Raw genomic sequence first — 11,942 nt, 5'->3', positions numbered from 1 at the left:
ATATTCACCAAATCATTACAATAGCGCCGTTCTCAACGGGGTGCTGCATCACAGATGTGCGCTGAGATAATACCCGTCGAACCTGATCCGGATAACGCCGGCGAAGGGATTTGAGGCTGTTTCTCAAAATCCTTTGCCACTCAACCCTGAGGTGCAAAGTGTTAAAAAACGTTCTTCCTCTGCTGGCGCTGGTTGCGCTGCCTGTTTTTGCTAAGCCTGTTCTGACGGTCTATACCTACGACTCCTTCTCCGCCGACTGGGGCCCCGGCCCGGTGGTTAAAAAAGCCTTTGAAGCCGACTGCAACTGCGAGCTGAAGTTCGTGGCGCTGGAAGATGGCGTGTCGCTGCTTAACCGCCTGCGCATGGAAGGGAAAAACAGCAAGGCCGACGTGGTGCTCGGGCTGGATAACAACCTGCTGGAAGCCGCCACGCAAACCAGACTGTTTGCCAAAAGCGGCGTAGCGGCAGATGCCGTCAACGTGCCGGGCGGCTGGAAAAACGACACCTTCGTTCCCTTCGATTACGGCTACTTTGCGTTCGTCTACGATAAAAACAAGCTGAAGAACCCGCCGAAGAGCCTGAAAGAGCTGGTCGAAAGCGACCAGAAATGGCGCGTGATATACGAAGATCCGCGCACCAGCACGCCGGGTCTGGGCCTGCTGCTGTGGATGCAGAAAGTCTACGGCGACAAAACGCCGGAGGCGTGGCAAAAGCTGGCTGCGAAAACCGTTACGGTCACTAAAGGCTGGAGCGAAGCCTACGGCCTGTTCCTGAAAGGCGAAAGCGATCTGGTGCTGAGCTACACCACCTCTCCGGCCTATCATATTATTGCCGAGAAGAAAGACAACTACGCGGCTGCGAATTTCGCTGAAGGTCACTACCTGCAGGTTGAAGTGGCTGCCCGCACCGCCGCCAGCAAACAGCCGGAACTGGCCGAGAAGTTCCTGAAATTTATGGTCTCCCCGGCATTCCAGAACGCCATTCCGACGGGCAACTGGATGTACCCGGTTACCGACGCGGCGCTGCCGGCAGGCTTTGAGCAGCTGAACAAACCGCAGACCGCGCTGGAATTTACGCCGCAGCAGGTTGCCGCGCAGCGTGCCGCATGGATAAGCGAATGGCAACGCGCCGTCAGCCGCTGATCCCCGGCTGGTTAGTTCCCGGACTGATTGCCGCCATACTGATGGTGGTCGTCAGTCTGGGAGCGTTTCTGGCGCTGTGGTTTAACGCGCCAGAGAGCGATCTGCTCGCGCTCTGGCACGATAGCTATCTCTGGCACGTTATCCGTTTCTCCTTCTGGCAGGCGTTTCTCTCCGCGCTGCTGTCAGTCATCCCGGCCATTTTTCTTGCGCGTGCCCTCTATCGCAGACGTTTCCCCGGCAGGCTGGCCCTGCTGCGCCTGTGCGCCATGACGCTGATCCTGCCCGTGCTGGTGGCCGTTTTTGGCATTCTGAGCGTATACGGTCGCCAGGGCTGGCTGGCCTCGCTCTTCGCGTCTTTAGGCCTGGAATGGACCTTCTCTCCCTACGGGCTGAAGGGCATCCTGCTGGCACACATTTTCTTCAATATGCCGATGGCGACGCGCCTCTTTTTGCAGGCGCTGGAGAACATACCCGGCGAGCAGCGCCAGATTGCGGCCCAGCTCGGCATGCGCGGATGGTCATTCTTCCGCTTTGTCGAATGGCCGTGGCTGCGACGCCAGATTGCCCCGGTGGCCGCGCTGATCTTTATGCTCTGTTTCGCCAGCTTTGCGACCGTGCTTTCTCTCGGCGGCGGCCCGCAGGCCACCACCATTGAGCTGGCGATCTATCAGGCATTAAGCTACGACTACGATCCGGGCCGCGCCGCGTTGCTGGCGATCGTACAGATGGTGTGCTGCCTGGCGCTGGTGTTACTCAGCCAGCGGCTGAGCAAAGCGATCCCCGCAGGAAGCAATAATCTTTCTGGCTGGCGCGATCCGCAGGACAGCCTGCACAGCCGCATCTCGGACGTGATGCTGATCGCGCTGGCGCTCCTGCTTCTGCTGCCGCCGCTGCTGGCCGTGATCGCCGATGGCCTCAACAGGAATGTGGTATCGGTACTTCAACAGCCGGTCCTGTGGCAAGCCACATGGACCTCATTGCGTATCGCGCTGGCAGCCGGGCTAATCTGCGTGACGCTCACCATGATGCTGCTCTGGAGCAGCCGCGAGCTGTACGCGCGACATGCCCGTAAAGCCGGACACGCGCTGGAACTGACGGGCATGCTGATCCTGGCGATGCCGGGCATTGTGCTGGCGACCGGCTTCTTTTTACTGTTTAACAGCACCATCGGCCTGCCGGAAAGCGCCGACGGCATCGTCATTTTTACCAACGCCTTAATGGCCATACCGTACGCGCTGAAGGTGCTGGAAAACCCGATGCGGGATATTAACAGCCGGTACAGCGCCCTGTGCCAGTCCCTTGGCATTATGGGCTGGCGGCGGCTGAAAGTGGTCGAACTACGTGCCCTGAAGCGGCCGCTCGCCCAGGCGATGGCCTTCGCCTGCGTGCTGTCGATTGGGGATTTTGGCGTGGTGGCCCTCTTTGGCAACGAGGATTTCCGCACGCTGCCTTTCTGGCTTTATCAGCAAATTGGCTCCTATCGCAGCCAGGACGGCGCGGTCACGGCACTTTTACTGCTGGTGCTGTGCTTTGCGTTATTTACCGTTATCGAAAAACTCCCGGGGCGTGATGTTAAAACTGACTGATGTAACCTGGCTTTACCAGCATCTGCCGATGCGTTTTACCCTCTCTGTTCGTCAGGGAGAGCGAATTGCGGTGCTTGGCCCAAGCGGGGCCGGTAAAAGTACCCTGCTCAATTTGATTGCCGGTTTTTTGCAGCCTGTCAGCGGGTCGATAGTCATTGATAATGGCGAGTATACCTACGCTCCGCCGTCTAAGCGCCCGGTGTCGATGCTGTTTCAGGAAAACAATCTGTTTAATCACCTTACGGTGTGGCAGAACATCGCGCTGGGAATCGATCCGGGGTTAAAACTCAATGCTGCGCAGCGTCAGAAGCTGGAGGCGATTGCCGAACAAATGGGCCTGTCCGCGTTGATTTCAAGACTGCCCGGTGAGCTTTCCGGCGGCCAGCGTCAGCGCGTGGCGCTGGCACGTTGTCTGGTGCGCGAACAGCCGCTGCTGCTGCTCGACGAACCCTTCTCGGCACTCGACCCGGCCCTGCGCCAGGAGATGCTCTCGCTGGTGGAAGAGGTTTGCCAGCGCCAGCAGATCACGATGCTGATGGTTTCGCACAGCATTGAAGATGCCGCACGCATTGCACCCCGATCGGTAGTGATCGCGGAGGGACGGATTTTGTGGGATGGAGAAACAGAAGAACTTCTGAGTGGTAACGCGGGGGCGTCTTCATTGTTGGGCATTCGTGCGGTCTGACGCCCTCGCCCTCTCCCACGGGGAGAGGGAAAACACCTTAACGGCTCACCACCTTCAGCAGGATCTCGCCGTACACCGGCATCAGCGGGTGACGAATCAGCGCGACCAGCGCCACCACCGCCACGCCCAGCGTCAGCGGGGCCAGCCAGAGCAGGCGCGCGCGGGGGAGATAGCGCGTCAGGCGATCGACGCTGGCTTTCGCGCTGCGCCATAGCCGCCAGCAGAGCCAGACCGCCAGCCACAGCAGCACCGCCGTTCCCAGCAGCAGCCACTTGAACTCACCGCTTTGCATACCGTCAGGGATATCAATGGCCGCACCCGCGAGGATCCCCGGCAGGAAGTAAAACGGCGGCCAGAATACGCAGCCGATAATATTCGGCACCACGAATTTTGCGACGGGGAGGTCCAGCATCCCCGCCACCATCGGCACCAGCGGACGCGTTGGCCCGACAAAGCGGCCTACCAGAATGGTGAACATGCTGTGCTGGTGCAGCGCATGTTCGGTTTTATCCAGCAGCGCTTTGTTCTTTTTCATGAACGACCAGCGGTGCAGCGGCTTCTTAAAGCGCCAGCCCAGCCAGAAGGAGATCCAGTCCCCCAGCAGGCAGCCGATAATCCCGGCCAGCCACGCCTGCCAGAAATTGACCTCACCGCTGCCAATAAGCGCCCCAAGCCCCGCCATCATCACGGTGCCAGGCAGGATCAGCCCGACCAGCGCCAGCGATTCCAGAAACGCCACCAGCGCCACAGCGATGAGCGAATACATAACGGACTGGGTAATAAAGTGTTCCAGCAATGCCTGCATAACTATTCCGGTCAGAAAACGAATCAGCGATTCTGCTTAGCGCCCCGCACCGCGTCAAGGCATCAATTGTCTGAATAGTTTACAGGATGCTCCTGAAGTTCACCTGAATGTTTACCGTTTATTCACATCCCGCGCGGAATTCACTGGGACTGGCGCCGGTGCACTTCTTAAACACGCGAGAGAAATAGAGCTGATCTTCAAAGCCCACGTTGCGTCCGACGGTCGCGATAGGCATCCGGGTGGTACTGAGTAACAGCTTTGCCTGGCTGATGCGCTGATCCTCACGCCAGCTCAGCACGCTCACGCCAAGCTGCTGGCGGAACAGGTGTGACAGGCGGGACGGCGAAAGACAGACGTGCTGGGCGACGCTGGCGATATCAAACTGGCTGTCGGCCAGATGGTCGCTGATGTACTGGCAGGCGTCGCGGACGCGGTTATCCAGCGGTGGGTTAAGCGACTCGTTGATTGCCTCCATGCGGCGCAGCAGCACCTGCTCAAGCAGGTTGATCGCCAGCAGTTCGGCATAGCGCCCGCCCGCCTGCCCCGCCTCAATAATTTGTGCGAACAGTTCACGAAACTGCGCCAGATGCGCCTCATCCGGACGAAAAAAACCGGTTTGCGCGAAAATAGCCGGCCATGAGAGCCACTCCTGCCAGTAGGCACGCGGGCGGAAATAGACCCACTGGTGATACCACTCTTTGGCGTCCGGGTGACGCCCGTAGTGGTGGATCTCCCCCGGCGGGAACAGCAGCATATCGCCCGGGCGGCAAACAAACTGCCGATCGCCGTTTTTGATCACCCCTTCCCCGCGTACGGTCAGGTTCAGAATATACCCTTTCATGCCGAGCGGCCGGTCGACGTAAAAATCGAGATACCCCTCGGCCTCAATTGGCGTCAGCCCCGCCACCAGATGGGCGTTAAATGAGTATCCCGGCAGCAGGGGATCGTTTTGCGGTTCGGCCATAGATTCAGTTCTCCCAAGGGTCCTGAAGGAAACCATTTGTCCATATCGTTAAAAGCAGTATAAAAATGGCCTGCGAAAAGATCCAAAAAGCATCACGCCTCTTTTACGTCCGCCATGTTTCAGCCTTTTCCCCTGATTTTTCTGCCGGCACGGGCAGAGAAGCAGTAACAAAAGTGTCTATAAGTGCGGCAGAAATGTCCACATTGAATATTTGCACGGCGTCACACTTTCCGTTGCTACAGCAATTTAGTCCATAAGATTAGCGGATCCTGCCTGACGATTTTTATCCCCAGTCTCTAATGTTCTTCCATACCTGTTTCGGATGGAGCAACACCATGGCAATTGCAATTGGCCTCGATTTTGGCAGCGACTCGGTTCGCGCGCTGGCAGTGGACTGTACGACTGGCCAGGAGATAGCAACCAGCGTTGAGTGGTATCCGCGCTGGCAAGAGGGGCGCTACTGCGACGCGCCAAACAACCAGTTCCGTCACCACCCGCGCGATTACATTGAATCGATGGAAGCGGCGATCAAAACCGTGCTGGCTGAACTGACTGACGCCCAGCGGGCCGACGTCGTGGGGATTGGTGTCGACAGCACCGGTTCAACGCCAGCCCCGGTGGACGCTGAAGGCCGCGTGCTGGCGCTGCGCCCGGAGTTTGCCGACAACCCGAACGCCATGTTCGTGCTTTGGAAAGACCATACTGCCGTGGAAGAGGCGGAAGCCATCACCCGCTTATGCCATCAGCCGGGAAAAACCGACTACTCGCGCTACATCGGCGGCATCTACTCCAGCGAATGGTTCTGGGCCAAAATCCTGCACGTTACCCGCGCGGACGCTTCGGTCGCCCAGGCCGCGGCATCCTGGATTGAGCTGTGCGACTGGGTTCCCGCCCTGCTCTCCGGCACCACTCGCCCGCAGGATATCCGCCGCGGCCGCTGCAGCGCCGGGCATAAATCCCTGTGGCATGAAGGCTGGGGCGGTCTTCCTCCGGCAGCGTTCTTCGATGAGCTTGACCCGATCATCAACAAAAATCTGAAATACCCGCTTTTTACCGACACCTTCACCGCCGATATTCCGGTCGGCACGCTCTGCGAAGAGTGGGCGACGCGTCTCGGCCTGCCGCAAAGCGTGACCATTTCCGGCGGCGCGTTCGACTGCCACATGGGTGCCGTGGGCGCGGGTGCGCAGCCTAACATGCTGGTGAAAGTGATTGGCACCTCCACCTGCGACATTCTGACGGCAGATAAAGCCAGCGTCGGCGACCGCGCGGTGAAAGGGATCTGCGGCCAGGTTGACGGCAGCGTGGTGCCAGATTTTATCGGCCTCGAAGCGGGGCAGTCCGCGTTTGGCGATATCTACGCCTGGTTTGGCCGGGTGCTCGGCTGGCCGCTGGATCAGCTGGCTGCCGCGCATCCTGAACTGAAAACGCAGATTACCGCGAGCAAAAAACAGCTCCTGCCGCAGCTCACCGAAGCCTGGGCAAAAAATCCGTCTCTCGACCACCTGCCGGTGGTGCTGGACTGGTTTAACGGTCGCCGCACGCCGTTTGCCAACCAGCGCCTGAAGGGGGTGATTACCGATCTCAACCTGGCGACCGATGCCCCGGCGCTGTTCGGCGGTCTGATTGCCGCCACCGCGTTCGGCGCGCGCGCAATTATGGAGTGCTTCACCGAACAGGGCATCGACGTGAACAACGTGATGGCGCTGGGCGGTATCGCCCGTAAAAACCCGGTGATTATGCAGGCCTGCTGCGACGTGCTGAACCGTCCGCTGCAGATTGTGGCCTCCGATCAGTGCTGCGCGCTGGGCGCCGCGATTTTCGCTGCCGTGGCCGCAGGCGTTCATGCGGATATCCCGACCGCGCAGCAGCACATGGCAAGCGCCGTCGAAAACACGCTCCAGCCGCGTGTCCAGCAGGCACAACGCTTTGAACAGCTTTATCAGCGCTACCAGCAATGGGCAAAAAGCGCCGAGCTTCACTATCTCCCTGTCGCCGCCCCGGCCAAAAGCACCGCGGACACTACGGCAACCCTGACCCATTAAGGACACGATGATGACCATTTTTAATAATTATGAAGTGTGGTTTGTGATTGGCAGCCAGCATCTGTACGGACCGGAAGCGCTGCAGCAGGTAACGAAACACGCGGAGCACGTGGTTAACGCGCTGAACGCGGAAGCCAAACTGCCGTGCAAACTGGTGCTAAAGCCGCTGGGGACGACGCCGGACGAAATCACCAACATCTGCCGCGATGCCAACTACGACGACAAATGCGCCGGCCTGGTCGTGTGGCTGCACACCTTCTCACCGGCCAAAATGTGGATCAACGGCCTGGCAATCCTCAACAAACCGCTGCTGCAGTTCCACACTCAGTTCAATGCCTCCCTGCCGTGGGACAGCATCGACATGGACTTCATGAACCTGAACCAGACCGCGCACGGCGGCCGCGAGTTCGGCTTCATCGGCGCGCGCATGCGCCAGCAGCACGCTGTGGTCACCGGCCACTGGCAGGACGGCAAGGCGCAACAGCGTATCGGCTCCTGGATGCGTCAGGCGGTCTCTAAGCAGGATACCCGCCACCTGAAAGTGGTGCGTTTCGGCGACAACATGCGTGAAGTGGCGGTGACCGACGGCGATAAAGTCGCGGCGCAGATCAAGTTCGGCTTCTCCGTGAATACCTGGGCGGTGGGCGACCTGGTGCAGGTGGTGAATGAAATCAGCGACGGCGACGTGAGCGCGCTGGTGGACGAGTACGAAAGCAGCTACCGCCTGACGCCTGCGGCGCAAGTTAACGGCGACAAGCGCCAGAACGTGCTGGATGCCGCACGCATTGAGCTGGGCATGAAGCGTTTTCTGGAACAGGGCGGCTTCCACGCCTTTACCACTACATTTGAAGACCTGCACGGCCTGAAACAGCTGCCGGGTCTGGCAGTACAACGTCTGATGCAGCAGGGTTACGGCTTTGCGGGTGAAGGCGACTGGAAAACTGCCGCTCTGCTTCGCATCATGAAGGTGATGTCGACCGGTCTGCAGGGCGGCACCTCCTTTATGGAGGACTACACCTACCACTTCGAGAACGGCAACGATCTGGTGCTCGGTTCGCACATGCTGGAAGTGTGTCCCTCCATCGCGGTTGAAGAGAAACCGATCCTTGACGTGCAGTACCTCGGCATCGGCGGCAAAGCGGATCCGGCCCGTCTGATCTTCAACACCCGTACCGGTCCGGCCATCAACGCCAGCCTGATCGACCTCGGCGACCGCTTCCGCCTGCTGGTGAACTGTGTCGATGCGGTTGAAACTCCGCACTCTCTGCCGAAGCTGCCGGTCGCCAATGCCCTGTGGAAAGCGCAGCCGGACCTGCCAACCGCGTCAGAGGCGTGGATCCTGGCGGGTGGCGCGCACCACACCGTCTTCAGCCACGCGCTGGACCTGAACGATATGCGCCAGTTTGCCGAGCTGCACGATATTGAGCTGACCGTGATTGATAACGACACCCGTCTGCCAGCCTTTAAAGACGCGCTGCGCTGGAACGAAGTCTATTACGGTTCAAAACGCTAAGTACGTAATGCCCGGTGGCGCTGCGCTCGCCGGGCAGGGAGACAACGATGTTAGAAGATCTCAAACGTCAGGTACTTGAAGCCAACCTGGCGCTGCCAAAACATAACCTGGTGACTCTGACCTGGGGCAACGTCAGCGCCGTTGACCGGGATAAAGGGGTATTCGTGATCAAGCCTTCGGGCGTGGATTACACGGTGATGACCGCAGAGGATATGGTCGTGGTCAGCATCGAAACGGGTGAAGTGGTGGAAGGTAACAAAAAACCGTCATCCGATACGCCCACCCACCGTCTGCTGTATCAGTCCTTCCCGACTATCGGCGGCATCGTGCATACCCACTCGCGTCACGCGACCATCTGGGCGCAGGCGGGCCAGTCCATTCCGGCCACCGGCACCACCCACGCGGACTACTTTTACGGCACCATTCCCTGCACGCGTCTGATGACCGATGCGGAGATTAACGGTGAGTACGAATGGGAAACCGGGAACGTGATCGTCGAAACCTTTGAAAAACAGGGGATCGACGCGGCGCAAATGCCCGGCGTACTGGTGCATTCTCACGGCCCGTTTGCCTGGGGTAAAAACGCGCAAGACGCGGTGCATAACGCAATAGTGCTGGAGGAAATCGCCTATATGGGGATCTTCTGCCGCCAGCTGGCACCGCAGTTGCCGGATATGCAGCAAACCCTGCTGGATAAACACTACCTGCGCAAGCACGGCGCGAAGGCCTATTACGGACAATAAACTGTATATATCCCCAGCATAAAACATTCAACCAGGCTATAATCAGGCCTGGTTTTGTTTTTGGGATAATGGCGTGGCACAGGCGCAAGAAGGCTTTTTACTGACCCGACACTGGCGGGATACCCCTCAGGGCACCGAGGTTGCGTTCTGGCTGGCGACAGATAACGGCCCGCTGCACGTTACGCTTCCTCCTCAGGAATCCGTGGCGTTTATCCCTGAACATTACGTCGAGAAGGTAAAACAACTGCTGCGCGATGAGAACGGCTGGCGCCTCACTCCTCTTGAGCTAAAAGATTTCCATCGTCAGCCGGTGTATGGCCTATACTGCCGCGCCCATCGCCAACTGATGCGCTACGAAAAATTACTACGCGAAGCGGGCGTGACGCTCTACGAAGCGGACATTCGTCCGCCGGAACGCTTTCTGATGGAGCGGTTTATTACCGCCCCCGTCTGGGTTGACGGCGCTGAGCAAAACGGCACCCTTATCAACGCTCGCCTGAAGCCTAATCCGCATTATCGCCCCCCGCTAAAGTGGGTTTCCCTGGATATCGAAACCACCCGTCACGGCGAGCTATACTGCATCGGCCTGGAAGGCTGCGGGCAGCGGGTTGTCTATATGCTCGGGCCGCCGAACGGCGATGCGTCCGCGCTCGATTTTCAGCTTGAGTACGTCAACAGCCGACCGCAGCTGCTGGAGAAGCTTAACCAGTGGTTTGCCGAGCACGACCCGGACGTGCTGATCGGCTGGAACGTGGTGCAGTTTGACCTGCGCGTACTGCAAAAACACGCAGAGCGGTATCGCATCCCACTGATGCTCGGGCGCGGAAATACGGAGCTGGAGTGGCGCGAGCACGGCTTTAAGAACGGCGTGTTCTTTGCGCAGGCCAACGGCCGCCTGATTATCGACGGCATCGAGGCGCTGAAATCCGCGTTCTGGAATTTCTCCTCCTTCTCTCTGGAAGCGGTAGCGCAGGAATTGCTCGGTGAAGGCAAATCCATCGACAATCCGTGGGACCGCATGGACGAGATTGACCGGCGCTTCAACGAAGACAAACCGGCGCTCGCCACCTATAACCTGAAAGACTGCGAGCTGGTGACGCAGATATTCCACAAAACCGAGATCATGCCGTTCCTGCTGGAGCGCGCGACGGTAAATGGCCTCGCGGCTGACAGGCACGGCGGCTCGGTAGCCGCCTTTAGCCACCTCTATTTCCCACGAATGCACCGTGCGGGCTATGTTGCGCCCAACCTCGGGGACGTACCGCCGCAGGCCAGCCCCGGCGGCTACGTGATGGACTCCCGCCCAGGACTGTATGACTCGGTTCTGGTGCTGGACTACAAAAGCCTCTACCCGTCAATTATCCGCACTTTCCTTATTGACCCGGTGGGGCTGGTGGAGGGGATGGCGCAGCCAGACGACGCGCACAGCACCGAAGGTTTTCTCGGAGCACGCTTCTCGCGCGAAAAACACTGTCTGCCGGAGATTGTGGGAAACATCTGGCACGGCCGCGACGAGGCGAAACGTCATGGCAACAAGCCGCTCTCGCAGGCCCTGAAAATTATTATGAACGCTTTCTACGGCGTGCTGGGTACCAGCGCCTGTCGCTTCTTCGATCCGCGTCTGGCGTCGTCCATCACCATGCGCGGACACGACATCATGCGTCAGACCAAAGCGCTGATTGAATCCCGGGACTATGACGTTATCTACGGCGACACGGATTCAACCTTTGTGTGGCTTAAGGGCGCACATTCAGAAGACGACGCCTCACGAATCGGCAAAGAACTGGTGGCCTTCGTAAACGACTGGTGGCAGGAACATTTGCAAAAAGAGCGGTTAACCAGCGCATTAGAACTGGAATTTGAAACCCATTTTGCCCGCTTTTTAATGCCCACCATCCGCGGTACTGACCAGGGCAGCAAGAAGCGCTACGCCGGGCTGATCCAGGAGGGTGAAAAGCAGAGAATGGTGTTTAAGGGGCTGGAGACGGTGCGCACTGACTGGACGCCGCTGGCCCAGCAGTTCCAGAAGACGCTCTATCTGCGGATCTTCCGCAACGAGCCCTATCAGGACTACATCCGCGAAACCATCGCCAGCCTGATGGCCGGCGAACTGGATGACCAGCTGGTATATCGCAAGCGCCTGCGCCGCCCGCTGGCGGAGTACCAGCGCAACGTCCCGCCCCACGTGCGCGCCGCGCGCCTGGCGGACGAAGAGAATGTACGCCGGGGCCGCGCGCCGCAGTATCAGAACCGGGGGACGATAAAATACGTCTGGACAACGAACGGGCCGGAGCCCGTTGATTACCAGCAGTCGCCTCTCGATTACGATCACTACCTGACCCGCCAGCTTCAGCCGGTTGCGGAGGGAATTTTACCGTTCATCGACGACGATTTTGCTACACTTGTGACAGGGCAACTTGGCCTATTTTGACGCGTGACGAAATGGCTGCCATCCAGTA

General features: G+C 59.0%; 9 protein-coding genes and 1 riboswitch. Of the genes, 7 read left to right on the top strand and 2 right to left on the bottom strand.

Annotated features, from left to right (window positions below):
• Positions 1-26: 26 nt before the first annotated feature.
• Positions 27-127: riboswitch (TPP riboswitch) on the top strand.
• A gap of 31 nt (positions 128-158) precedes the next feature.
• The 3 genes from thiB to thiQ are packed head-to-tail and all read left to right on the top strand — an operon-like array spanning position 159 to position 3,413.
• Positions 159-1,142, top strand: coding sequence for a thiamine ABC transporter substrate binding subunit (gene thiB, locus ACTJI7_RS14010; RefSeq protein ID WP_048960671.1), 984 nt, complete (start codon positions 159-161; stop codon positions 1,140-1,142).
• Positions 1,118-2,728, top strand: coding sequence for a thiamine/thiamine pyrophosphate ABC transporter permease ThiP (thiP, locus tag ACTJI7_RS14005; protein WP_100171056.1), 1,611 nt, complete (start codon positions 1,118-1,120; stop codon positions 2,726-2,728). Before thiB ends, thiP begins: the two co-directional genes overlap by 25 nt.
• Positions 2,712-3,413, top strand: coding sequence for a thiamine ABC transporter ATP-binding protein ThiQ (gene thiQ / locus ACTJI7_RS14000; RefSeq protein ID WP_047367317.1), 702 nt, complete (start codon positions 2,712-2,714; stop codon positions 3,411-3,413). Before thiP ends, thiQ begins: the two co-directional genes overlap by 17 nt.
• Before the next feature lie 37 nt (positions 3,414-3,450).
• On the opposite strand, the gene ACTJI7_RS13995 is transcribed toward thiQ, so the two are convergent.
• A complete protein-coding gene (locus ACTJI7_RS13995) occupies positions 3,451-4,218 on the bottom strand; it encodes a DedA family protein (protein ID WP_047367316.1) in 768 nt (255 codons plus the stop codon).
• A 118-nt stretch (positions 4,219-4,336) separates the two neighbouring features.
• The gene (araC, locus tag ACTJI7_RS13990) at positions 4,337-5,182 is read right to left on the bottom strand and encodes an arabinose operon transcriptional regulator AraC (RefSeq protein WP_063154821.1); all 846 of its coding nucleotides are present in this window, start codon (positions 5,180-5,182) and stop codon (positions 4,337-4,339) included.
• A 335-nt stretch (positions 5,183-5,517) separates the two neighbouring features.
• Here araC and araB point away from each other — a divergent pair, with 335 nt between their 5' ends.
• From araB to polB, 4 genes are all read left to right on the top strand, one after another.
• Complete coding sequence (gene araB / locus ACTJI7_RS13985; protein WP_063154822.1) at positions 5,518-7,227, top strand: ribulokinase; 1,710 nt, start codon at positions 5,518-5,520, stop codon at positions 7,225-7,227.
• A 10-nt stretch (positions 7,228-7,237) separates the two neighbouring features.
• Complete coding sequence (araA, locus tag ACTJI7_RS13980; protein ID WP_063154823.1) at positions 7,238-8,740, top strand: L-arabinose isomerase; 1,503 nt, start codon at positions 7,238-7,240, stop codon at positions 8,738-8,740.
• A gap of 47 nt (positions 8,741-8,787) precedes the next feature.
• Positions 8,788-9,483 (top strand): L-ribulose-5-phosphate 4-epimerase, encoded by a 696-nt coding sequence (araD, locus tag ACTJI7_RS13975; protein WP_047367313.1) that lies wholly within the window; start codon positions 8,788-8,790, stop codon positions 9,481-9,483.
• Between the two features lie 73 nt (positions 9,484-9,556).
• Positions 9,557-11,914, top strand: coding sequence for a DNA polymerase II (gene polB / locus ACTJI7_RS13970; protein WP_063154824.1), 2,358 nt, complete (start codon positions 9,557-9,559; stop codon positions 11,912-11,914).
• Positions 11,915-11,942 lie beyond the last annotated feature (28 nt).

It is taken from the genome of Enterobacter sp. 22499, from assembly GCF_052044815.1.
In the GTDB taxonomy this organism is placed as follows: domain Bacteria; phylum Pseudomonadota; class Gammaproteobacteria; order Enterobacterales; family Enterobacteriaceae; genus Enterobacter; species Enterobacter bugandensis.
This window is presented reverse-complemented; position numbering and strand designations above follow the sequence as displayed.